The organism is Lentzea terrae, from assembly GCF_003265345.1.
GTDB lineage: Bacteria > Actinomycetota > Actinomycetes > Mycobacteriales > Pseudonocardiaceae > Lentzea > Lentzea terrae.
The window spans coordinates 79,664-100,403 of record NZ_QFWW01000012.1; the positions used below are offsets into that span (position 1 = coordinate 79,664).

General features: G+C 69.3%; 26 protein-coding genes and 1 pseudogene. 19 read left to right on the top strand and 8 right to left on the bottom strand.

Annotation, left to right across the window (positions count from 1 at the left end; all coding sequences use genetic code 11):
* Positions 1 to 19: 19 nt before the first annotated feature.
* The 8 genes from DI276_RS18270 to DI276_RS18305 all read left to right on the top strand — a co-directional run bounded on the left by DI276_RS18270 (position 20) and on the right by DI276_RS18305 (position 7,195).
* Positions 20 to 664, top strand: a complete 645-nt coding sequence (locus DI276_RS18270; RefSeq protein WP_232836740.1) for a DUF1707 SHOCT-like domain-containing protein — start codon at positions 20 to 22, stop codon at positions 662 to 664.
* Positions 664 to 1,074: a hypothetical protein gene (locus DI276_RS18275; RefSeq protein WP_112264877.1), complete on the top strand. Its 411-nt coding sequence runs from the start codon at positions 664 to 666 to the stop codon at positions 1,072 to 1,074. The genes DI276_RS18270 and DI276_RS18275 overlap by 1 nt, the downstream gene beginning before the upstream one ends.
* Before the next feature lie 36 nt (positions 1,075 to 1,110).
* Complete coding sequence (locus DI276_RS18280; RefSeq protein ID WP_112265007.1) at positions 1,111 to 1,311, top strand: DUF1737 domain-containing protein; 201 nt, start codon at positions 1,111 to 1,113, stop codon at positions 1,309 to 1,311.
* Positions 1,312 to 1,382: 71 nt separating this feature from the next.
* Entirely contained in the window at positions 1,383 to 1,781 is a 399-nt protein-coding gene (locus DI276_RS18285) for a hypothetical protein (RefSeq protein ID WP_157984789.1), read from the top strand.
* Positions 1,778 to 3,940 carry a bifunctional polysaccharide deacetylase/glycosyltransferase family 2 protein gene (locus DI276_RS18290; protein ID WP_232836741.1) on the top strand — a complete coding sequence of 721 codons (2,163 nt, stop codon included), beginning with the start codon at positions 1,778 to 1,780 and terminating at the stop codon, positions 3,938 to 3,940. Before DI276_RS18285 ends, DI276_RS18290 begins: the two co-directional genes overlap by 4 nt.
* Positions 3,941 to 3,950: 10 nt before the next feature.
* Positions 3,951 to 4,907: a deoxyribose-phosphate aldolase gene (gene deoC, locus DI276_RS18295; RefSeq protein ID WP_112264881.1), complete on the top strand. Its 957-nt coding sequence runs from the start codon at positions 3,951 to 3,953 to the stop codon at positions 4,905 to 4,907.
* 4 nt (positions 4,908 to 4,911) lie between these two features.
* Entirely contained in the window at positions 4,912 to 6,339 is a 1,428-nt protein-coding gene (locus DI276_RS18300) for an aldehyde dehydrogenase family protein (RefSeq protein ID WP_112264883.1), read from the top strand.
* Positions 6,332 to 7,195: an aldehyde dehydrogenase family protein gene (locus tag DI276_RS18305; protein ID WP_112264885.1), complete on the top strand. Its 864-nt coding sequence runs from the start codon at positions 6,332 to 6,334 to the stop codon at positions 7,193 to 7,195. Before DI276_RS18300 ends, DI276_RS18305 begins: the two co-directional genes overlap by 8 nt.
* 3 nt (positions 7,196 to 7,198) lie before the next feature.
* Here DI276_RS18305 and DI276_RS18310 read toward each other — a convergent pair whose 3' ends face one another.
* From DI276_RS18310 to DI276_RS18320, 3 genes are read right to left on the bottom strand one after another with little or no spacing between them, the layout of a single operon-like run.
* Entirely contained in the window at positions 7,199 to 7,399 is a 201-nt protein-coding gene (locus tag DI276_RS18310; protein WP_112264887.1) for a helix-hairpin-helix domain-containing protein, read from the bottom strand.
* Positions 7,400 to 7,401: 2 nt separating this feature from the next.
* Positions 7,402 to 8,028: a response regulator gene (locus tag DI276_RS18315; protein ID WP_112264889.1), complete on the bottom strand. Its 627-nt coding sequence runs from the start codon at positions 8,026 to 8,028 to the stop codon at positions 7,402 to 7,404.
* Positions 8,025 to 9,155 (bottom strand): sensor histidine kinase, encoded by a 1,131-nt coding sequence (locus DI276_RS18320; protein WP_157984790.1) that lies wholly within the window; start codon positions 9,153 to 9,155, stop codon positions 8,025 to 8,027. Before DI276_RS18320 ends, DI276_RS18315 begins: the two co-directional genes overlap by 4 nt.
* 109 nt (positions 9,156 to 9,264) lie before the next feature.
* Between DI276_RS18320 and DI276_RS18325 the strand changes: the two genes are divergently transcribed.
* The 5 genes and pseudogenes from DI276_RS18325 (at position 9,265) to DI276_RS18345 (ending at position 13,335) form a co-directional block, all read left to right on the top strand.
* Positions 9,265 to 9,951 (top strand): ABC transporter ATP-binding protein, encoded by a 687-nt coding sequence (locus DI276_RS18325; RefSeq protein ID WP_112264893.1) that lies wholly within the window; start codon positions 9,265 to 9,267, stop codon positions 9,949 to 9,951.
* Positions 9,948 to 12,137: an FtsX-like permease family protein gene (locus DI276_RS18330; RefSeq protein WP_112264895.1), complete on the top strand. Its 2,190-nt coding sequence runs from the start codon at positions 9,948 to 9,950 to the stop codon at positions 12,135 to 12,137. The genes DI276_RS18325 and DI276_RS18330 overlap by 4 nt, the downstream gene beginning before the upstream one ends.
* Before the next feature lie 77 nt (positions 12,138 to 12,214).
* Entirely contained in the window at positions 12,215 to 12,730 is a 516-nt protein-coding gene (locus DI276_RS18335; RefSeq protein ID WP_112264897.1) for a VanZ family protein, read from the top strand.
* A 37-nt stretch (positions 12,731 to 12,767) separates the two neighbouring features.
* Positions 12,768 to 13,010, top strand: a pseudogene (locus tag DI276_RS53415) (MarC family protein); the annotation flags it as partial.
* Positions 13,011 to 13,113: 103 nt separating this feature from the next.
* Positions 13,114 to 13,335 (top strand): hypothetical protein, encoded by a 222-nt coding sequence (locus DI276_RS18345; protein ID WP_112264907.1) that lies wholly within the window; start codon positions 13,114 to 13,116, stop codon positions 13,333 to 13,335.
* Positions 13,336 to 13,357: 22 nt separating this feature from the next.
* On the opposite strand, the gene DI276_RS18350 is transcribed toward DI276_RS18345, so the two are convergent.
* The gene (locus DI276_RS18350; RefSeq protein WP_112264909.1) at positions 13,358 to 13,894 is read right to left on the bottom strand and encodes an SMI1/KNR4 family protein; all 537 of its coding nucleotides are present in this window, start codon (positions 13,892 to 13,894) and stop codon (positions 13,358 to 13,360) included.
* A gap of 87 nt (positions 13,895 to 13,981) precedes the next feature.
* On the opposite strand from DI276_RS18350, the gene DI276_RS18355 reads away from it, so the two are divergent.
* Both DI276_RS18355 and DI276_RS18360 read left to right on the top strand, forming a co-directional pair.
* On the top strand, positions 13,982 to 14,308 hold the full coding sequence (locus tag DI276_RS18355; RefSeq protein ID WP_112264911.1) for a hypothetical protein: 327 nt from the start codon (positions 13,982 to 13,984) through the stop codon (positions 14,306 to 14,308).
* Entirely contained in the window at positions 14,305 to 15,477 is a 1,173-nt protein-coding gene (locus DI276_RS18360; RefSeq protein WP_112264913.1) for a C40 family peptidase, read from the top strand. Before DI276_RS18355 ends, DI276_RS18360 begins: the two co-directional genes overlap by 4 nt.
* Here the strand turns inward: DI276_RS18360 and DI276_RS18365 are convergent.
* Both DI276_RS18365 and DI276_RS18370 read right to left on the bottom strand, forming a co-directional pair.
* The gene (locus DI276_RS18365) at positions 15,459 to 15,887 is read right to left on the bottom strand and encodes a limonene-1,2-epoxide hydrolase family protein (RefSeq protein ID WP_112264915.1); all 429 of its coding nucleotides are present in this window, start codon (positions 15,885 to 15,887) and stop codon (positions 15,459 to 15,461) included. The two genes, DI276_RS18360 and DI276_RS18365, sit on opposite strands and share 19 nt — an antisense overlap.
* 26 nt (positions 15,888 to 15,913) lie before the next feature.
* Positions 15,914 to 16,342 carry a tautomerase family protein gene (locus DI276_RS18370; RefSeq protein WP_232836743.1) on the bottom strand — a complete coding sequence of 143 codons (429 nt, stop codon included), beginning with the start codon at positions 16,340 to 16,342 and terminating at the stop codon, positions 15,914 to 15,916.
* 90 nt (positions 16,343 to 16,432) lie between these two features.
* Between DI276_RS18370 and DI276_RS18375 the strand changes: the two genes are divergently transcribed.
* Positions 16,433 to 16,996 carry a TetR/AcrR family transcriptional regulator gene (locus DI276_RS18375; RefSeq protein ID WP_112264919.1) on the top strand — a complete coding sequence of 188 codons (564 nt, stop codon included), beginning with the start codon at positions 16,433 to 16,435 and terminating at the stop codon, positions 16,994 to 16,996.
* Here the strand turns inward: DI276_RS18375 and DI276_RS18380 are convergent.
* Positions 16,977 to 17,303 carry a YnfA family protein gene (locus DI276_RS18380; RefSeq protein ID WP_112264921.1) on the bottom strand — a complete coding sequence of 109 codons (327 nt, stop codon included), beginning with the start codon at positions 17,301 to 17,303 and terminating at the stop codon, positions 16,977 to 16,979. The two genes, DI276_RS18375 and DI276_RS18380, sit on opposite strands and share 20 nt — an antisense overlap.
* Positions 17,304 to 17,334: 31 nt before the next feature.
* Here DI276_RS18380 and DI276_RS18385 point away from each other — a divergent pair, with 31 nt between their 5' ends.
* From DI276_RS18385 to DI276_RS18395, 3 genes are read left to right on the top strand one after another with little or no spacing between them, the layout of a single operon-like run.
* The gene (locus DI276_RS18385) at positions 17,335 to 17,688 is read left to right on the top strand and encodes a YbaB/EbfC family nucleoid-associated protein (protein WP_232836744.1); all 354 of its coding nucleotides are present in this window, start codon (positions 17,335 to 17,337) and stop codon (positions 17,686 to 17,688) included.
* Positions 17,685 to 18,122: a YbaB/EbfC family nucleoid-associated protein gene (locus DI276_RS18390; protein ID WP_157984791.1), complete on the top strand. Its 438-nt coding sequence runs from the start codon at positions 17,685 to 17,687 to the stop codon at positions 18,120 to 18,122. Before DI276_RS18385 ends, DI276_RS18390 begins: the two co-directional genes overlap by 4 nt.
* A 54-nt stretch (positions 18,123 to 18,176) precedes the next feature.
* Entirely contained in the window at positions 18,177 to 19,400 is a 1,224-nt protein-coding gene (locus tag DI276_RS18395) for a primosomal protein (protein WP_112264925.1), read from the top strand.
* A gap of 60 nt (positions 19,401 to 19,460) precedes the next feature.
* Here DI276_RS18395 and DI276_RS18400 read toward each other — a convergent pair whose 3' ends face one another.
* Positions 19,461 to 20,549, bottom strand: a complete 1,089-nt coding sequence (locus tag DI276_RS18400; protein ID WP_112264927.1) for an adenosine deaminase — start codon at positions 20,547 to 20,549, stop codon at positions 19,461 to 19,463.
* Between the last annotated feature and the right edge of the window lie 191 nt (positions 20,550 to 20,740).

The window sequence follows — 20,740 nt, forward strand, 5'->3', positions numbered from 1 at the left end:
CAGCTCTAGACTCGATCGGGTGAGCGACGAGCTGGTACCCGCTGACCAGAGTCATCTGCGTGCCTCCGACGCGGACCGGGAACGGATCGCCCAGGTGCTGCACAAGGCGACCGCCGAGGGCCGCCTCGACATCCACGAGCTGGACGAGCGACTCGCGGCCGTCTACGCCGCGAAGACCTACGGCGAACTCGCTCCCATCACGGCCGACCTGGTGCTGAGCGGCCTGCCGCAAAGCCCGGCCGTCCCGCAGTACCAGCCGGTCATGAGCGACCGCATCGGCGGCGAGCCGGGCAGTGCGGTGTCCGTCGCGTTCTGGTCGGGCATCAACCGCAAGGGGCACTGGGTGGTCCCGCGCATGCACAACGCGGTCGCGGTGATGGGCGGCATCGAGATCGACCTGACCCACGCGAGCTTCGCCGAGGCCGAGGTCACCATCAGCTGCTTCGCGTTCTGGGGCGGCGTCGAGATCCGCGTGCCGGACGACATCAACGTGAAGGTCGACGGGTTCGGCTTCATGGGCGCGTTCGAGGACCGGGCGCCCGGGCGGCGGCACATTCCTGGTGCGCCGACGGTGCGGATCACCGGGCTCGCGATCATGGGCGGCGTCGAGGTGAAGGGTCCCAAGCGCAAGAAGAGCTCGATCTTGCGCGAACTCCTCGACTGATGCGGCTGGCCGACTTCGTCGAACGGGTGGGGCAGACCGGCGTCGTCTTCATGATGAAGATGGACGGTCCGCGGCCGCGCAACAAGTGGACCGTGCGCCTGAACAAGCCGCCGTACGTCGGCGAGTACTGGTTCGCGGGCGGCGACTTCCCCCGGCTCGACCAAGGCCTGGACAGCGCGCGCAGAGATCTGGTGACGCTGCCGGGCGACTGGTCGTGGCTGGACGAGCCGATCAGTGACGCAGACGCCTATGCGGAGTTGTTCGAAGCGATCGGCGACACCGGCGAGCTGCTCATCGTCCAGTACGGCCTGGGCTCGAAATGGGTGCTGTTCGCCGGCGGGGACGAGCAGGACGGGTACGCGAGCCTCGACGAGTGCGTCCTGGCCGGTCTCGCGAAGCTGGGTTGGTGAACGACTTCCGTTGGGGCGTCTGTGATCCTGCTGCCCATGAGCACACCACCTGACGGATTGCCGACCTACCGAGTCCTGACCGGGCCGGACGACGCCACGTTCTGCCGCCGCGTGAGCGAAATGCTGGCTCTTGGCTACGAGCTGCACGAAGGCCCCGCTGTCACGTTCAACGGCGAGAACGTCGTCGTCGCTCAGGCGCTCCTCTGGCCGACACGGGTGCCGAACCCCGATGCGTAGCTGAACGACTTCCGCTGGGCGCGGTCTGCGGTTACCCTCCTGCGACCGCATGCCGTCCCCCCGCGAAGGTCATGACGACTCCCTCAGACAGACCCGTGTTCGTTGATCCGAGTGGCCGCCGCCGCAAGGTGTTGCGCATCGCCATCGGCACTGTCGCCGTCGGCGTGGTCGCCTACCTGGTGCTACTCGTGGTCGCGCTTGCCGGAGGCCCGGTGAAGCCGACGACGTTGCTGCCGATTCCCGAGGCCGCCGAGCCGGTGGTCACCACGACGACGGACGCACCGGCACCGTCACCCGAAGCAACATCGTTGCCACGCAACGAAACCGTCGCTACCACGACACCGACCACCACGACGACGACGGTGACGAACGCCACCACCGCAGCCACCACGACTGAGAACGGCAACGGGCGCGCTGATCCGCCGGGCGCGTCGAACCGGCCCAGCAGCCCCGGTCAGGGCAAGCCGTGAGACCTCAGCCGCGCGCCCACTGGGTGCTGTTGGCGTTGGGCATGGTGGTGCTGCTCGGCGCGTTGCTGCTGGACACGTTCGTGGTCGGCCACGTCGGCCAGGGTGCGCAGCCGACCGCAGGGCCCGCGAAGACCGTGCCGGAGAAGGTGCACCAGGGCGGGCCGTTGATCGGCGACAGCGGGGCCGGGCTCACCTCCCGCACCACGCCCGACCGCACCATCGTGCTGACGTTCGACGACGGGCCTGATCCCGAGTGGACGCCCAAGATCCTGGACGTCCTCCAGCGTCACGAAATCAAAGCCACCTTCTTCGTCACCGGCGCGAACGCGGCGCAGCACCAGGACGTGCTGCAGCGGATCAACGAAGCAGGCCACGAGGTCGGGCTGCACACGTTCACGCACGTCGACCTGGGCAAGGTCGGCGAGACGCGCACGCGGCTGGAGCTCGGGCAGACCGGGCTCGTCGTGGCGAGCGGCACCGGCAAGTCCAGCCAGCTCGTGCGGCCGCCGTACTCGAACCGGCCCGACGCGGTCGACGACGAGGACCTGGTCGGCATCGAGCGGATCACCGCGGCCGGCAATCTCGTGCTGCTCAGCGACCTCGACAGCGAGGACTGGCGCAGGCCTGGCACCGACGCCATCGTCGCGAAGTCCACGCCGAAGGACGACAAGGGCGCCGTGGTGCTGATGCACGACGGCGGCGGCGATCGCGAGCAAACCGTTGCGGCGCTGGAGAAGTTGATCCCGAGCCTGAAGGAGCGCGGGTTCAGGTTCCAGACCACCGATGAGGCGTTCGGCGTACCGCAGGCCACCAAACAGTCCACCGCGACGGAACGTGCCCAGGGCACGGCCGTGTCGCTGGCCGTGCGGTTCGCGCGGTTCGTCACGGAGCTGCTGACCTGGCTCGTCGTCATCTCCAGCGTGCTCGCGCTCGCCCGTGCCGCGGTCCTGCTGATCACGACCGCGATCCACGCGCGGCGCAAGCCGGGCAAGCACGCACCGAAGCTCAAACCGCAGATGGTGACCGTGCTCGTGCCCGCCTACAACGAGGAAGCGGGCATCGAGGCGACCGTCCGCACGATCCTGTCGAGCACCAACGCCGTGCACGTGATCGTCATCGACGACGGCTCGACGGACCGCACGTCCGAGGTGGTCAAGGGTCTGCACCTGCCCAACGTCTCGCTGGTGCGCCAACGGAACGCGGGCAAGGCGGCGGCGCTGAACACCGGGCTGCGGCACACCCGCACCGAGCTCGTCGTGATGGTCGACGGCGACACCGTGCTGGAGCCGGAGACCGTCGCGAACCTCGTGCAGCCGTTCGCGGACCCCGCGATCGGCGCGGTGTCGGGCAACGCCAAGGTGGGCAACCGGTCCGGGCTGCTCGGCCGGTGGCAGCACATCGAGTACGTGATCGGCTTCAACCTCGACCGGCGCATGTACGACGTCATGCAGTGCATGCCGACGGTGCCCGGCGCGGTCGGCGGCTTCCGGGTGGAGGCGTTGCGCGAGGTCGGTGGCGTCCCCGAGGACACGCTGGCCGAGGACACCGACCTGACCATGGCGCTGGAACGGGCCGGGTGGTCGGTCGTCTACCAGGAGGACGCACGGGCGTGGACCGAGGCGCCGGCGAGCCTCGGCCAGCTGTGGCGGCAGCGTTATCGCTGGTGCTACGGCACGTTGCAGGCGATGTGGAAGCACCGCGGCGCGATCTTCGACCGCGGCATGGGCGGCAAGCTCGGCCGCCGCGCACTGCCGTACCTGTTCCTGTACCAGGTGGCGCTGCCCGTGCTGGCACCCGCGATCGACGTGTTCGCACTGCTGAGCCTCTGGACGGATCCGGTCGCCGGCGCCTTCGCGTGGCTCGGCTTCCTCGCGCTGCAGCTGATCCCCGCGGTGATCGCGTTCCGGCTCGACGGCGAACGGCTGCGGCCGCTGTGGGCGGTCGCGTTGCAGCCGATCGTCTACCGGCAGCTCATGTACCTGGTCGTGATCCAGTCGGTGATCACGGCGATGGCCGGCGCGGTGCTGCCGTGGCAGAAGCTCAAGCGCACCGGCAGCGCCGCTCAGGACGCCCCGGAGATAGACGAGCGAACCGTGCCGCTCAGCCGCGCTGACGTGCAGAAACGGCTTCACTTAGGACGGGCGTCCCATTCCGCCTAGACTCCCAGGCATGGCTGCTCCAACGACACTGCCGTCGGCCCTGGCTGACGCCGTGCGCGACGAATCGTCGCTGCGGCGTTTCCTGCACGGGCTCCCCGGCGTCGACCAGGTCGGCGTCGAGCAACGAGCCGCGGGCCTCGGCACGCGGAGCATCAAGAAGGCCGCCAAGCTGCACGCCATCGACCTGGCGATCAGCATGGTCGACCTGACCACGCTGGAAGGCGCGGACACGCACGGCAAGGTGCGCAGCCTGGCCGCGAAGGCCAAGCGTCCCGACCCGGAGCGGCCGGACGTGCCGCGCGTCGCGGCGGTCTGCGTCTACCCGGACATGGTCAAGACCGCGGCCGACGAGCTCAAGGGCACCGGCATCAACATCGCCAGCGTGGCGACGGCGTTCCCCAGTGGGCGCAGCACGATGGACATCAAGCTGGCCGACACCCGGTTCGCCGTCGAGCAGGGCGCCACCGAGGTCGACATGGTGATCGACCGCGGCGCGTTCCTGAGCGGCCGCTACGGGCAGGTGTTCGAGGAGATCGTCAAGATCAAGGAGGCGTGCGGGGACGCGCACCTCAAGGTCATCCTCGAGACCGGCGAGCTCGTGACGTACGACAACGTGCGCCGCGCGTCGTGGCTCGCGCTGCTGGCCGGTGGCGACTTCATCAAGACGTCGACCGGCAAGGTGCAGCCAGCCGCGACGCTGCCGGTCACGCACGTGATGCTGCAGGCGGTCCGGGACTGGAAGACCCAGACCGGGGAGCTGCGCGGCGTCAAGCCCGCGGGCGGCATCCGCAGCACCAAAGACGCGATCAAGTACCTGGTGGCCGTGCACGAGGTGGCCGGTCCGGAGTGGCTCGACCCGAACCTGTTCCGGTTCGGCGCGTCGACGTTGCTCAACGACCTGCTCATGCAGCGGCGGACCCAGTTGGACGGCCACTACAGCGGCCCGGACTACGTGACGGTGGACTGAAGACATGTGGGAATACGCCCCCGCGCCCGAGTCGCGGGACATCGCGAACCTCAAGCCGAACTACCGGATGTTCGTCGACGGCAAGTTCGTCGAGGGCACCGGCGAACCGCTCAAGACCATCAACCCCGGCACCGAAGAGGTGCTGGCCGAGGTGTCGACGGCCTCAACGTCCGATGTGGACACAGCCGTCAAGGCGGCCAGGCGCGCATACGACCGCGTCTGGTCCAAGATGCCCGGCAGCGAGCGGGCCAAGTACATCTACCGGATCGCGCGGCAGATCCAGGAACGCGGCCGTGAGCTCGCGGTGCTGGAGTCGCTCGACAACGGCAAGCCGATCAAGGAGTCGCGCGACGTCGACGTGCCGACGGCCGCCGCGCACTTCTTCTACCACGCGGGCTGGGCGGACAAGCTCGGCTACGCGGGCTACGGCCCGGACCCGAAGCCGCTGGGCGTCGCGGGACAGGTGATCCCGTGGAACTTCCCGCTGCTGATGGCCGCGTGGAAGATCGCGCCCGCGCTGGCGTGCGGCAACACCGTGGTGCTGAAGCCGGCCGAGACGACGCCTCTTTCCGCGCTCGTGCTGGCGGACATCATCCAGCAGTGCGACCTGCCGCCGGGCGTCGTCAACATCATCCCGGGCGCCGGTGACGTCGGTGCGACGCTCGTCGAGCACCCGGACGTCAACAAGGTGGCCTTCACCGGTTCCACCGAGGTCGGCAAGATCATTCAGCGGCAGCTGGCCGGCACGTCGAAGAAGCTCACGCTGGAACTGGGTGGCAAGGCCGCGAACATCGTGTTCGACGACGCGCCGCTCGACCAGGCCGTCGAGGGCATCGTCAACGGCATCTTCTTCAACCAGGGCCACGTCTGCTGCGCCGGATCGCGCCTGCTGGTGCAGGAGTCCGTCGCGGACGAGCTGCTGGAGAAGCTGCACGCGCGCGTCAGCACGTTGCGCGTCGGCGACCCGCTGGACAAGAACACCGACGTCGGCGCGATCAACTCGCGCGAGCAGCTCGCCAAGATCAAGGAGCTGACCGAGTCGGGAGAGGCCGAGGGCGCACAGCGCTGGACGTCGTCGTGTCCGCTGCCGGACAAGGGTTTCTACTTCGCCCCGACGGTGTTCTCCAACGTGTCGCAGGCGATGCGGATCGCCCGCGAGGAGATCTTCGGCCCGGTGCTGTCGGTGCTGACGTTCCGCACGCCGGACGAGGCCGTGGCCAAGGCGAACAACACGCCGTACGGCCTGTCCGCCGGTGTCTGGACGGAGAAGGGCTCGCGCATTCTCTGGATGGCGCAACGGATGCGCGCCGGCGTGGTGTGGTCCAACACGTTCAACCGCTTCGACCCGGCCGCGCCGTTCGGCGGGTACCAGGAGTCGGGCTTCGGCCGTGAGGGCGGCCGCACCGGTCTGGAGGCCTACCTCGATGTCTGATCGCGTCTCGGTCGCGAAGACCTACAAGCTCTACATCGGCGGCGCGTTCCCGCGGTCCGAGTCGGGTCGCAGCTACCCGGTGACCGACTCGAAGGGCGGCTTCCTCGCCAACGCCGCGCAGGGCTCCCGCAAGGACGCCCGCGACGCGGTTGCCGCCGCCCGCAAGGCTTTCCCCGGCTGGTCCGGTGCCACGGCCTACAACCGCGGCCAGGTCCTGTACCGGGTGGCCGAGGTGCTGGAGGGCCGCCGCGAGCAGTTCATCAGCGAGGTCGCCCTGTCCGAGGGCGTCCAGGCGAAGAAGGCTCAGTCCCTTGTGGACACCGCGATCGACCGCTGGGTCTGGTACGCGGGCTGGACGGACAAGCTGGCAGCGGTGCTGGGTTCCTCGAACCCCGTTGCGGGCCCGTACTTCTCGTTCTCCACGCCGGAACCGACGGGTGTGGTCGCGGTGCTCGCGCCGCAGCAGTCGTCGTTGCTGGGCCTGGTGTCCGTGATCGCGCCGGTGATCGCGTCCGGCAACACCTGCGTGGTCATCACCTCGCAGGACCGCCCGCTGCCCGCGATCACGCTGTCCGAGGTGCTCGCGACGTCCGACGTGCCGGGCGGTGTCGTCAACATCATCACCGGCCGGACCGCGGAGATCGCACCGTGGCTCGCCTCGCACGCCGACGTGAACGCGTTGGACCTGACCGGCGCGCCCGAGTCGTTGCGCGCCGACCTGGAGCGGTCGGCGGCCGGCACTGTGAAGCGCGTGCTGCGCAACAAGGTCGGCGAGGACTTCGCGGTCACGCCGGACATGTCGCGCCTGCGCGCCTACCTGGAGACGAAGACGGTCTGGCACCCGATGGGGGTCTAGGAGCTAGTCGGCGGCGTAGGCCTTGCCCTGCGCCGCCAGCTCCTCGCCGAGGATCCTGATCGACTTCGGGCCGATGCCGTGGATCTTCAGCAGCTCCTTCGCTGAGACCTTCGTGAGCGAGTCGAACGTCGTGTAGCCGTGCGCGGCCAGCTCACGGGTCGCAACCTTGCCGATGCTGCGCGGGAACTCGGTTTCCTCTGGCATGTTCAGGAGTTCACCAAACCGGCGCGCCACGCCCAAGAGGCGATGCCCACCCGGTTCTTCACGTTGAGCTTCGTCTGCACCGACGCGAGATGCGTCTTCACCGTCGACAGCGACAGGAAGAGCTCCGACGCGATCTCCTGGTTGCTGAGTCCGCGCGCCACCTCCCGCACGACGTCCTGCTCCCGAGCGGTCAGCAGCCCGAGATCGGGCCGCTGGGCCGGCCGGGCGAAGTGCTCCAGCATCCGCACGGTCACCTGAGGCGAGATCAGCGCGTTGCCCTGCGCCGCCGCCCGCACCGCCTCGACCAGCAGCGCGGGCCCCGCGTCCTTGGTCAGGAACCCGGACGCGCCGTTCTCCAACGCCGTGTGCACGTACTCGTCGAGGTCGAAGGTGGTCACCACGACGACCTTGGTGGTGGGCGAGAGCTTCTTGGTGACCTCGAGACCGTCCAGGCCCGGCATGCGGATGTCCAGCAACGCCACGTCCGGCTTGTGCTCACGTGCGGCGGTCACCGCCGAGATGCCGTCCGCGACATCGGCCACGACCGTGATGTCCGGCTGCTTCTCCAGGATCATGCGGAAACCGACGCGGACCATCTCCTGGTCGTCGGCGATGAGAACCGAGATCACTTCGTCCCTTCCAGGGGTAGCTCGGCGAGCACCTGCCAGCCGTTCTCACGCGGGCCCGCCGAGAACAGGCCGCCGAGCAGGTCGACCCGCTCACGCATGCCTACGAGACCGTATCCACCCTGGTTCAGCTCGTGCGGGCGGCCGTCGTCGGCGACGATCACGCGCAGCGCGTTCTGCGGGGTGCGCGAGATCTCCACGTCGATCATGGTGGGGCTCTGCGCGTGTTTGTGCACGTTGGTGAGCGACTCCTGGACCAGGCGCAACACCGAACGGCCGAGTTCCGGCGGCACCTCGTCCGGCAGGTCCATCCGCAGTCTGGTCTCGAAGCCGAGCTCGCGGGTGCGTTCGACGGTCGAGATCACGTCGGCGGCGAGGTCGGTCGTGGCGACCTCGTTCTCGCCCTGCCGCAGGGTGCCGACCATGCGCCGCATCGCGCCCAGGGCTTCCGTGCCCGATCGGACGATGCCCGGCAGCAGGCGGTGGGCGGCCTTCGGGTCGTCGTCGGAGACCTCAAGCGCGGCCTGAGCCTGCACGAGCATGCCCGTCACGTGGTGGGCGACCACGTCGTGCAGCTCGCGGGCCAGCGCGATGCGTTCTTCCTTCTGGGCATCGGTGACGGCGGCCGCGATCAGCCGGCCGCTCTCGGTGTCGCGCGCGCGGAAGTACAGACCGACGCCGACGGCCCCGAAGCCGAGCACCAGCGAGCCCAGCATCTCGTTGTAGTTGCTCGACGAGATCCAGTTGTCGCGGACGATCGCGGCGAAGAAGCTCACGGCCATCAGCGAGCCGACCGACCACGTGGCGGCGCGGCGCGGCTCTTCGCGCACGATCACGGCGGTGAGGACGAGGCAGGCGGCGGTCTCGGCGACGGTCAGCGGGCTCAGCAGCGTCGGCAGGTTGACGTTGAACAGCCGGAAGACGAACGACGAGACGAAGATCGACCCCACCGTCACCGGAATGGCGAAGGCGCGCGACTTGAACGACGTGACGGCTGCGATGCACGGCGGCACGCTGAGCAGCCACACCAGTGCTTCCGCGCTGCCCGGCCCGTTCATCAGCACGAGCTCGCCGAGCATCAGCAGCGCGAGCCCGGCGGCGATCGGCCATTGGCCCCGATGACTGTCCACGGAAGACAACGGTAGGACCATCACACCCCTCCGGCCTCGGTCATCCGGCTGATCCGGTGTGTCGTCAAGGCTGAGGTTTTCCTGCCCCGCGACCGGCACCTTCAAGCACATGAATTCGGTTCTGGCCGCTCGTGGCCTGGTCAAGACCTACGGCGACGTGGACGCGCTCGCCGGGGTGGACATCGACATCAAGGCCGGGGACGTGCTGGCGGTCGTCGGTCCGTCCGGCTCCGGCAAGACGACGCTGCTGCACGTGCTGTCCGGCATCCTGCGCGCCGACGGCGGCGAGGTGTTCCTCGACGGGCGCGCGATCGGCGAGCTGAACGAGGCAGGCCGCAGCGAACTGCGGCGCACGGCGTTCGGGTTCGTGTTCCAGTCGGGCATGCTCGTCGCCGAGCTCACCGCGGAGGAGAACGCCGCGCTGCCGATGCTGCTCGGTGGCCGTTCGCGCGACGAGTCGCTCCGCGCGGCCCGGCTGTGGCTGGGGCGGCTCGGCCTGAAGGGCCTGGAGAAGCGGCGGCCCGGCGAGCTGTCCGGCGGGCAGGCGCAACGGGTGGCGATCGCGCGGGCCCTCGCGCACCAGCCGCGCGTGGTGTTCGCGGACGAACCGACCGGCGCCCTCGACACCCGCACCGGCCAGGAGATGATGACCGCCCTGCTGCAGGCCGCGGAGGAGACCAACGCGGCCGTCGTGATCGTCACGCACGACAAGGCGATCGCGGACCGTGCGCTGCGCGTCGTCGAGATCCAGGACGGTCGCATCGCCCAAAAGATCGACACGGGGGTGTCCGCGTGAGGATCGCTCTCGCGGTGCTGCGCAGGGACCGCCGCAGCCAGGTGGCCACCGTGCTCGTCGCGCTCGGCGTGATGATCGCGGTGTCGCTGGTGCTGTGGCTCGTCGCCGCACCGAACGGCCTGCAGGCGCGGGCCGACCGCACGGCGTGGCGCGACATCCACGGCCAGATGGACAAGGGCGCCATTTCCGTTGCGACGAACAAGGATTCGTACGGCGGCAAGCTCATCGAACGGTTCGACGTCGCACGCAACGAACAAGGCGATGTCCCGGTGGCCAAGGGAATCACGAAGTTCCCCGAGGCGGGCGAGGTGCTGCTGTCCCCCGCGTTGTCCGACCTCGTGCGCAGCACACCGGCCGAGAAGCTCGGGAACCGCTTCCCCGGCGAGCAGATCGGCGTGCTCGGACCGGAAGCGCTGAAGTTCCCCGACGAGCTCGTCGCGATCGTCGGCCAGGAGAAGGTCGAGAACGGTTACCCGGCAACCGGTCTGGCCGGCGGTCCAGGCTCGTACCGCGACGACTACGACGGCATGCTCTACCTGCTCACCCGCGTCGGGCTGGTGGTGCTGGTCGTGCCGTGCCTGGTGCTGGTCGCGTCGGCCGCCCGGCTGACCGCGGCGAAACGGGAACGGCGCCTGGCCGCGTTGCGGTTGGCCGGCGCGTCGCCGAAGCAGGTGATCGTGATGACCGCAGTGGAGACGGCGGTCGGCGCGATCCTCGGCAGCGTGCTCGGTGTGGTGCTGGCGCAGCCGTTCAGCCACATCACCGCGAAGGTTCCGTGGGAGGGCGGCACCTGGTTCCCCGGCGACTTCGTGCCGGTGCCCGCGGTCGTGGCGGCGGTGGCGGTGCTCGCTCCGGTGCTGGTCGTCGGGGCGGCGATCATGGGGCTGCGCCGCGTGGTGAGCCGGCCGCTCGCGGCGGAGGAACAGCGCAAGGTGCGGTCGTGGCGGCTGCTGATGATCGTCGGTGCGCTGGGCGTGTTCTTCCTCGGCATCATGTACGCGCAGGCGACCCACGGCGACAGCCAGTTCACGGTGGTGCTGCTCGGTCTCGGCGCGGTCGCGATGGCGCTGGTGCTGGCCGGGCCGGTCATGACGGCGTGGGTCGGCCGGTTCTTCGTCGGGCGGTGGACCAAGCCGTCGACGCTGCTGGCCGGACGACGGCTGTCCGGTGATCCGGTGGCGGCGTTCCGCGGCTCGGCCGGCGTGGTGATCGCGGTGTTCACCGGTTCGATGGCGCTGACCATGTTGCCCGGCCTGGAAAGTCAGGTGCCGTACCGCGACGACACGTGGAAGGTCGACTCGATCGTCGCGGAGCAGGTGACGCACGACGTGACGCCGTTGCGGCTCGCGACCTCGGCGCCGATCGTGACGATGCTGGAAGGCTCGGTGAGCACCGGCAAGGACAGCGACTACCCCACGTCCGTGATCGTCGGCAAGTGCGCTGACGTCGCGAAGGTGCTGAACAACCTGACGTGCCGGCCGGGACCTGCCGTCTACTCCTCCTACTCGCAGCTGCCCGGCGACGTGTTCAAGTCGAGGGGGACGAAGGACGTCCTGACCGCCAAGCTGCCCGCGCAGTACGAGACCCGGCCGTTCCAGGGCAACCGCCTGGTCAACGCGGTGATCGACCCGGAGCTGCTGCCGGGCGTCGAGGGCAAGGCGTCGATGGTCGGCGTGCCGACGACGGCGGAGAACCGCGACGCCGTGCACACCGCGTTGGTCGGCACGCTGCCGGGCGTGCGGCTGGTGGACGGCGAGCAGCTCGCGTTGTGGAGCGACACGCTCATGGACGACCTGCAGCGCGCCACGATCATCGGGCTGTCGATCGCGGCGGTGCTGGGCGGCATCGGCGCGGCGGTGGCCGCGGCCGGGTCGGTGATCGACCGCAGACGCACATTCGGCGCGTTGATCGCGGCCGGGACTCCCATTCGCGTGCTGGCTCACGCATTGCGCCGAGAAGTGATGCTGCCGGTGTTCGCCGTCACAATTGCGGCGTGCGGCGCGGGCATTGTTGTCGGCCTCGGACTGCTCACTCTGGCGCGCGGACTCGTGGGCCACGGCGAAATGCCGATCACACCGTGGGTGGTCGCTCCTGTGGCCGTCGGCATGGTGGTTGCGCTGGTGGCAGCGCTGGCGTGCGGTCCGGTACTACGTGGCATCAGCCCGCGGGATTACGCGGCCGAGTAGTTCTCGGACGGAAGTACGAGCAGGAGACCGGCCCTCAGCGCGATGTGCGCTGAGGGCCATTTTCTTAGTTTTGATTCATGACGAATGCACAGCTCGCGAGCATCCGGTGGGGCCTTTTCCTGTCGGTCGTCTTTCTGCTGCCGCAGCTGTTCTTCCGTCAGCTCACCTGGCGCAGCGCGACCATCACCGGTTATGCCTGCATGCTGTTCGCCGCGACGTTCCTGCCCATGCAGACCGTGCCGCCGCGCCAGGCCGTGCAGCTGGTGCCGTTCCAGTGGATCGCCGACACGTTCCGCCACGGGCAGATCGCGTTCGACCAGATGACGTTGAACGTGATGCTGTTCGTGCCGCTCGGCGCGATGCTGATGTTCTGGGGCCACCGGACGATCGGACAGGCCGCGCTGATCGGGTACGGCGTCTCGCTGCTGATCGAGGGCTCGCAGCTGATGTGGGCCAACCGGATCTTCGACGTCGACGACCTGATCACCAACACCACCGGCACCGCGCTCGGGTGGCTCGTCGCGTTGACCGCCGTGAAGGTCCACGCCCGCGTGCAGGCCGTCGCTCCGCGTTCACTCGCCAGCGTGAGGTAGCCAGTGGGGTCGGTGGGCCGGCTCGATCATGGCCGCCATGAAGTTCGTGGAGGCGTTCAGCATCCTCGTCGCCGTGGTCGGCCCGCCGAAGATCCTCCTGGCGTTCCTGATGGACACCGAGGGCGCCGACGCCAGGACGCGGTGGCGGGTGGCGTTCACCTCCACCGCGATCGCGCTGGGCGTCGGCCTGTTCGTGGTGGTGGCGGGACGTGGGCTGCTCTCGATCTTCCACATCAGCGAGGGCGGGCTGTACCTGGCCAGCGGCGTGATCCTGTTCGTGCACGCGCTGGACCTCGTGCTCGGGCGCAAGCAGGAGCCGACGCACGACGACACCCGCGGCACCCACGAGCTGGCCACCGCCTACTACGCGAACCCGGTGGCGCTTGGCGTACGTGTTCCTGCTCTCGGACACGAAGTCGATCGGCACGACGTTCGCCCTGGCCGGCGGGTTCGCCGCGGTGATCGCGCTCGACCTGGCCGCGATCGCGGTCCTCGGCATCGCGATGCGCTGGGTGAAGATGACCTACGCGTGGGTGCTCGTGCGAGTTCTCGGCGTGCTGCTCGCCGCGCTCGGCGTAGACCAGATCATCGAGGGCCTGATCTAGCTGGGCATTCTCGAACGTGCCGTCAGCTGGTCCGCCAGCCCAGCTCACCGGCCGTGTTGACCTCGGGGAAGCAGTGCCCGACCGCGCTGCGCGTCTCGAGTGCCGTCGCCACCTGGTCGAACATCTCCACGATGGACGTCCACTCCGGCTTGATCATCTCGGTGCGCTCCTGGTCCCACTCGACCACGCAGCCGCGCAGCAGGCCCGGCCGGAGATCGATCGCGAGCACGTCACCCGTGCCGTCGAACGCGATCGGCAGCCACTCGGGGTGGAAACCGGTCGTGGGCGAGCCCGCCTCGGTGGCGTCCGCGGTCTTGCTGGTGTGGGTGTCCCTGAGCACGAACGCGCGATCGGCGCCCAGCGGTGTGTAGAAGGGCGGCAGGATCTCGGCGTAGTGGCCTTCCTCCGTGCCGCCGTAGACGCTCCACCACATCTGCAGATCGATCGGAACCCGAAGCTCCGGCAGCGCGTCGTACCTCGGACGCAGCACGGCACGGGTGGCCGGAGCGTGCTCAGCCAGCCATGCCAGGATCCGGTTCCAGTGCTCGATCACACCCACCGCTCCATGATCTTGGCGGAACGACGGGCGAGGTACCGCTCATCGGGGCAGGATCAAGGCGAACAGGTCACTACTGGGGGATTTCAGATGGCGGAACAGGGTCTCAAAGTCGACCTCGACGCCTTGACCGGCTACGCGTCGGCGGTGAGCGGTCTGGCGAGCGAGGTGGGCGCGGTCGGCACCGGCACGCTGAACGGCACGACGTCGCTGCCGGGCGACTGCTTCGGCAAGATCGGCAACGAGGTGGGCCTCAACGCCGCGTTCCAGACCGCGGCTCAGGCGCAGATGGACGCGCTGAAGGCGGCCTCGTCCGGGCTGGCCGGCCTCGGCACCGCCGTTGCAAAGGCCCGTGAGGCGTACATCGCGCAGGAAGAAGCGCACAAGGCGTCGTTGAACAAGGCGGCGCGGGCATGAGCGTCGAGGGGCTGCTGTCGTCGTTCATCGCGCCCATGAAGGAAGACCTGGCCAAGCTGGACGGCGACACCGGCGGCGCCACGCGTGCCGGCGACGCCTTCGGCCGTGCCCAGACCGCGCTGACGGACCTGGGGTCGCGGCACTCCTCGGCCGCCACCGCCGTGCTGAACACCTGGTCCGGCGACAAGGCCAACGCATTCACCGGCCGGGTGGCCACCTTTGGCGCGGCCGCGAACACGTTGTCCGCCAACGCTTCCGCGGTCAAGACCGTGGCTTCTGGTGGTGTATCCGCCGTGACGGGCGGGCGTACCGCGATCCAGGGGCTGATCGACGAGTTCGTCGCCAAGGCAACACCTCGGCTCGCGGCCGCCGTTGCCGCGTCGTTCGTGGCCGGGCCCGGTGTGGTGCTCGCCGCGCTGGCCGATCTCGCCGGGATGGCTTCCGGTTACCAGGGCAAGACTTCCGCCGAGCTGCAGAAGGTGCGGGACCAGCTCACGCAGCTGGTCGGGCAGCTGAACGGGCTGCAGAAGCCGGATGTCGGTGCGTTGGGAGCGCTGGGCGAACCGCTCGGCGGCGACGGCGGCACGACGTCGACTGCTGGGGCCGCTGACACTCCGAAGAAGGAGTCCAGTTCGAGCTCGGGTTCCTCGGGCTCGGGTGGTGGCGGTGGTGGTGGCGGCGGCGGTGGCGGTGGCGGCGGCTCGGGTGGCGGCGGCGGTGGCGGCGGCGGTTCCGGTCCTCGGCTGCCGGTCGCGATTCCGCCCCAGCCCGGCACCGGTGTCGGCGTGAACCTGCCCGACGGCAGCAGCGCCGAGGCGCCGAACGAGACCGCGGCCAAGGCCGTGCGGAACGCGTTGTCCGCTCTGGGCACCCCGTACGTGTGGGGTGGCGCGAACCCGCCCCAGGGCACCGACTGCTCGGGTCTGACGCAGTGGGCCTACAAGAACGCCGGGTTCGACATCCCGCGGCCGGCCTCCTCGCAGGCCATGGGTGCGTCCGTGCCGCCGGACCAGCTGCTGCCCGGTGACCTCGTGGTGTGGGACGGCCACGTCGCGATGGTGATCGGCAACGGGCAGATGGTCGAGGCCGGTGACCCGGTGCAGGTCGGCAAGATCCGCACGACGAACAGCGGAATGTCGTTCTACGGCTTCTACCGCCCGACGGGCTGAAGCTTGGCCTGGGCGGTCCTGACGGCCGCCCGGACCAGTCCCTTCAAGCACGCGAAGACGAAGGTCGCGTTGTCGTAGTAGTCACGCCACAACACGACCTTCCCGTCGCGCACCACGAACGTCCCGCACACCCAGAACTCGGCCTGCCAAGCCCCGCGCCCGATGACGTCGGTCCGCTCGGTCAGCACCACGTCGCCGTTGGCCGCGATGTTGTGGATCCGCACCTCGACGTCCTGGACGACCTTGTGCATGGCGCGCAACTGCTTGGCCACCGTCGCCTTGCCGCGCGCGGGAGGCAGCGGCACGTTCTGCCAGACGACGTCGTCGGCCATGTGCGCCACGACCTGCTCGGGGTCACCGGTCTCGGTGGCTCGGAGCAACGCGACGACGACGTCCCGAGGATCAGTCATGAACCGACCCTAGCGGCGAGGTCAGTTCACGCTTTCGCGGCTTTCGCGGCCTGCGCTGCAGCCTTCAGCTCGGCGAAGTTCACGATCTGCCCGCCGGCGCCCCACGTCCCGTCAGGCTGCTCGTGGATCAACACCCACACCCGCATCGCGTCGCCCTCACCCAGCCCGGCGGCGTCGAGCACCAGCGCGGTCGCCTCCTGCACCAGCCCGGCCTTGCGCCGATCGGACAGCACACCCGTCGGCACCCGGACGTCCACCCGGAACCGCGGCGCGTCGTCCTCGCCGGTCGTCTGCGCGCCCTCGGGCAGCTCGTGCAGGTAGGTCCACGCCACCGACCGGAAGAACTCGTTGTCCGGCGCGCCCTCCCACTTCAGCAGCAGCGCGGCCAGGTCCTTCTGCACGCTCTTGCGGCCCGCGTCGGTCAGCGATCCGGCGGGAGCGGTCAGTTCGATCATCGGCACGACAGGAGCTCCGATCTATGACGACTGTTATATCCCGCGGCGGACGCTATCCTATGACGAGCGTTATAGCCAGAGAGGCACCGAATGTCCCGACAGCAGATCGTCGCCGGAGCCGCCGACATGATCCGGCGCCGCGGCCTCAACGCGACGAGCATCCGGGAGGTCGCCAAGCACGCCGGCACGCCGCTCGGCTCGACCTACCACTACTTCCCCGGTGGCAAGAACCAGCTGGCCACCGAGGCCGTGCAGTGGGCGGGCGACACTGTGCAGAAGGTGCTCGCGGCGAAGCTCCGCAAGGGACCGGTCGACGGGCTGATGGCGTTCTTCGCGCTGTGGCGGCAGATCGTCACCGAGACCGAGTTCCAGGCCGGCTGCCCGGTGCTCGCGATCGCCATCGAGGAGAACGCCGACGAAAAGGCGCTCACCGCCGCCGCCGATGCGTTCCGGACCTGGTCGGACCAGCTGAAGACCTCGTTGCAGGAACACGACGTCGACGAGCGCCGCGCACAGAGCCTCGCCCGGCTCGTCGTGGCCGCCGCGGAGGGTGCCGTCGCGATGTGCCGGGCCCAGCGCAGCGTCGAACCGCTCGACGACGTGGCGGCAGAACTGACCACGTTGGTCGAAACCGCTATCGCGGCGCATACATGATCACGGCGACACCGGCCAGGCACACGAGGGCGCCGATCACGTCGTAGCGGTCGGGGCGGAAGCCGTCGACGAGCACACCCCAGGCGAGTGAGCCGGCCACGAACACGCCGCCGTAGGCCGCGAGGATCCGGCCGAAGTGGGCGTCGGGCTGCAGCGTCGCGACGAAGCCGTAGACGCCCAGGGCGATCACGCCGCCGCCGATCCACAGCCAGCCGCGATGTTCCCGCACGCCCTGCCACACGAGCCAGGCGCCGCCGATCTCCATCAGGGCGGCGAGGGCGAACAGCACGACCGAACGCAGGATCATGCGGCACACTGTCGCAGTAGGGGGTGATCAGGTGGACGACGACGTCGAGCGCGCCGCGCGGAAGGTGCGCGATGTCGAGCAGGCCGTGTCGGAGCACGTCGCGCGCAGTGGTCCCATCACGGGACGGGCGTCCTCACCGGACGGTGCGGTGACGGTGATCGCCACGCCCGGTGGTCCGCCGCAGCAGATCGCGGTGAGCCCGGCGGCGCTGCGGATGGGGCCGCAGGGACTGGCCGCCGAGATCATGCGCATCGCCGAGAAGGCGCAGCGCAACGCGTCGAGCAGGCTGCACCAGACGCTGGAGCGGGTCGTCGACCCGCGGGAGCTGACGGAGCTGGGCTTCGCGCGCGGACAGGACGACGACGAGTTCGGGTGGCGGCGGTGAACGAAGAGCGCTTGCAGGCCACCGAACAGCTGCAGCACGACCTCGCGCGCACCGCCGAGACGGTCGAGCACCCGAACGGGCTGTGCATGGTCACGGCGTCCGCGAAGGGCGAGATCAAGGCGCTGCACCTGCACCCGGCTCTGCTGCAGCAGGGCGCGCAGGCGGTCGGCGAGGTCGTCACCGAGACCGTGCGGCTCGCGACCAACGCGGCCGTGCAGACGAGCTTCAACAAGATGGCGCTGGCACTGGGTGACGGAATGGCGATCGACGTCGAGTCCATCGCCGGCGACTCACCCTTCCGGTCGACGTGGAACCCCGTCGTGCCGCCGAAATCCGCAGCTGACGAGGCGGTCCAGGAGCGGCGGCCGAGGTCGCCGATCGTCGAGGACCCCGACGAGGACGCGTTCTTCGAGAACCCCTTTGGGCGCCGGTGATCAGCACCGTTAGGCTCGCCCACGGCATCAGGCAGGCGTGACCGGGAGGTCAGGATGGCGCAGGACATCGTCCCCATCGAGCTGGGGCTGACGCAGGGTGACGTCGTCACCCTGTGGGCACCCCGCTGGCGCGAGAAGGGCGAGGAGTGGGAGGCGTTCCTCGGCGACGAGGAGGACCTGTTCGTCTTCCCCGACGCCGCGCACCTCGCCGCCTTCGTGCGCACCGCGGAAGAGCACGACCTCACCGATCACCCCGCGTGGCCGATCGTGCCGTCGCTGGGCGTCGCGGACCTCTCGCCGGACGACAACCACCAGTTCGACCTCGTCGGCGTGCCCGAGCTGATCGCGGAGGACCCGGACACCTGGACGATCGGTGAGCTCGCCGACGTCATCGCGATCGTGCGCGCGCTCGCGGACGTGTGCGACCTGGAGAAGGTCCACGAGGTGCTCGACTCGGCGGAGGGCTTCTCGCTGCTGCCGCAGGGCACGCTGCCGTTCAGCGGCCGCGACGGCGCGAAGCTCTGGGACGAGCTGTCCGAGGTCGTCTCCGAGAAGTGGGACGAGGTCCTCGACGCGATCGACGGCGTCGTGAGCACGCCGGACGTCCCGGAGAAGGAACTCTCCGTCGCGCAGGAGGAGCTCGCCGCCCTCGAGGCCGAGACCGCCACTGCCGCCGCCGTCGACGCCGCCGGTTCGGAAGACGAGTCGGACGAGGACGAGGCCGAGCCCACCGGGTTCTGGGCAGAGGTCGGCATCGACCCGATCAAGATCATCACGTCCGCCGGCGAGTTCTACACGCTGCGCTGCTACCTCGGCGACGACCCGGTGTTCCTGGGCCGCCGCGGCAAGATCGAGGTCTTCACCTCGCAGCGCGGCCTTAGCCGGTTCGTGGCCGAGAACGACGACCACGACCTCGCCGACGTCGAGACGTGGAACGACGTCAAGGTCAAGGCCACCGCCGGCGAGCTGGACGTCGACGTGGACGACGAGAACGTCTACGTGCTGACCGGCATCGCCGAGGACATGGAGGAGGGCCCGGACTCCCTCGACCCGCAGCAGCTCGACCTGGCCGTCGAACTGTTCGAGGACGCGGGCGAGTGGGCCGGCGACGAGTCCGTGAAGGACGCGCTGGCCACGTCCGAGTCGCTGGGCTGGCTGGTGTCCTTCGTGGTGGCGCCGGACCCGACGCGGCTCGCGCCGTCCGCTCCGTACGACGCCGAGGTGGCCGCGTTCCGCGCGCTGCAGGCCTCGTTCGAGGACCGGCTGCACACCAACTGATCTGCAAACGACGAACGGCGCTTTTGTTCACCTCAGGTGGACGAAAGCGCCGTTCATCATTTAGGCGGTGAGGGCCGCGTAGCCCGGCTTGATCAGCTCGTTGATGATCGCGAGCCGCTCGTCGAACCCGATGAACGCCGACTTCATGGCGTTGATCGTGAACCACTGCAGGTCGGCCCAGCCGTAGCCGAACGTGTCGACCAGCGTGGCGAACTCGCTGGAGAGCGTGCAGTCGCTCATCAGGCGGTTGTCGGTGTTGACGGTCACGCGGAACCGCAGCTTGGCGAGCAGGCCGATCGGGTGGTCGGCGATGGTGGCGGCGGCGCCGGTCTGCAGGTTCGAGGTCGGGCACATCTCGAGCGGGATGCGGCGGTCGCGGACGTACGAGGCCAGGCGTCCCAGCTGGACGGTGCCGTCGCCGGACACCTTGATGTCGTCGACGATCCGCACGCCGTGGCCGAGACGCTCGGCGCCACAGTGCTGGATCGCCTCCCAGATGGACGGCAGGCCGAACGCCTCACCCGCGTGGATGGTGAAGTGCGCGTTCTGCTGGCGCAGGTACTCGAACGTGTCGAGGCCCCTGGTGGGAGGGAAGCCGGCCTCCGGGCCCGCGATGTCGAACCCGACGACGCCGAGGTCGCGGTAGCGGACGGCGAGCTCGGCGATGCGCAGCCAGCCCTCGTTCTGGCGCATGGCGCAGAGCAGGGTGCCGATGCGGATCTTGCGGCCGGTGGCGGCGACGCGCTGCTCGCCGATGCGGAAGCCCTCCTGGACGGCCTCGATGACCTGCTCCAGCGAGAGGCCCTTCTCGGTGTTCAGCTCGGGGGCGTAGCGGATCTCGGCGTAGACGACGCCGTCGGCGGCGAGGTCCTCGACCGCCTCGGCGGCGACGCGCACCAGCGAAGGCTCGTCCTGCATGACACCGCACGTGTGGGCAAAGCCTTCGAGGTATCGCACGAGCGACCCCGAGTTCGCGTTGTCGCGGAACCAGCCGCCGAGGACGCCCGCGTCAGTGGTGGGCAGGCCCTGGTAGCCGGAGGCATCGGCGAGTTCGATCACCGTCTGCGGGCGGAGGCCACCGTCGAGGTGGTCGTGCAGCAGCACCTTCGGCGCGCTGCGGATGGACTCCAAGGAAAGCGGCGTGGACATTGCTACACGTTACTTCAGCCGACACGCCGCTTCAGCGCTGGCCAAAATGATCTTGCTCCCGCTATGATCGTTTGCTGGCTCACAGATGTTGCCGATCCGTGATCACAACTTTCTGCAACCACGCCGAGGCTTTAGTCACCCCAAGGTAGGAACATCACCAGTCGCAACTGGCCGCTTCCGCCCAGTAACTT

Excerpts from the sequence above, each read along its gene's own strand:
- deoC (WP_112264881.1), top strand. The coding sequence starts at position 3,951 with ATGGCTGCTCCAACGACACTGCCGTCGGCCCTGGCTGACGCCGTGCGC.
- DI276_RS18300 (WP_112264883.1), top strand. The coding sequence starts at position 4,912 with ATGTGGGAATACGCCCCCGCGCCCGAGTCGCGGGACATCGCGAACCTC.
- DI276_RS18365 (WP_112264915.1), bottom strand. The coding sequence starts at position 15,887 with ATGACTGATCCTCGGGACGTCGTCGTCGCGTTGCTCCGAGCCACCGAG.
- DI276_RS18280 (WP_112265007.1), top strand. The coding sequence starts at position 1,111 with ATGAGCACACCACCTGACGGATTGCCGACCTACCGAGTCCTGACCGGG.
- DI276_RS18310 (WP_112264887.1), bottom strand. The coding sequence starts at position 7,399 with ATGCCAGAGGAAACCGAGTTCCCGCGCAGCATCGGCAAGGTTGCGACC.
- DI276_RS18395 (WP_112264925.1), top strand. The coding sequence starts at position 18,177 with ATGGCGCAGGACATCGTCCCCATCGAGCTGGGGCTGACGCAGGGTGAC.
- DI276_RS18285 (WP_157984789.1), top strand. The coding sequence starts at position 1,383 with ATGACGACTCCCTCAGACAGACCCGTGTTCGTTGATCCGAGTGGCCGC.
- DI276_RS18335 (WP_112264897.1), top strand. The coding sequence starts at position 12,215 with ATGACGAATGCACAGCTCGCGAGCATCCGGTGGGGCCTTTTCCTGTCG.
- DI276_RS18325 (WP_112264893.1), top strand. The coding sequence starts at position 9,265 with ATGAATTCGGTTCTGGCCGCTCGTGGCCTGGTCAAGACCTACGGCGAC.
- DI276_RS18355 (WP_112264911.1), top strand. The coding sequence starts at position 13,982 with ATGGCGGAACAGGGTCTCAAAGTCGACCTCGACGCCTTGACCGGCTAC.
- DI276_RS18380 (WP_112264921.1), bottom strand. The coding sequence starts at position 17,303 with ATGATCCTGCGTTCGGTCGTGCTGTTCGCCCTCGCCGCCCTGATGGAG.
- DI276_RS18375 (WP_112264919.1), top strand. The coding sequence starts at position 16,433 with ATGTCCCGACAGCAGATCGTCGCCGGAGCCGCCGACATGATCCGGCGC.
- DI276_RS18305 (WP_112264885.1), top strand. The coding sequence starts at position 6,332 with ATGTCTGATCGCGTCTCGGTCGCGAAGACCTACAAGCTCTACATCGGC.
- DI276_RS18275 (WP_112264877.1), top strand. The coding sequence starts at position 664 with ATGCGGCTGGCCGACTTCGTCGAACGGGTGGGGCAGACCGGCGTCGTC.
- DI276_RS18360 (WP_112264913.1), top strand. The coding sequence starts at position 14,305 with ATGAGCGTCGAGGGGCTGCTGTCGTCGTTCATCGCGCCCATGAAGGAA.
- DI276_RS18370 (WP_232836743.1), bottom strand. The coding sequence starts at position 16,342 with ATGATCGAACTGACCGCTCCCGCCGGATCGCTGACCGACGCGGGCCGC.
- DI276_RS18400 (WP_112264927.1), bottom strand. The coding sequence starts at position 20,549 with ATGTCCACGCCGCTTTCCTTGGAGTCCATCCGCAGCGCGCCGAAGGTG.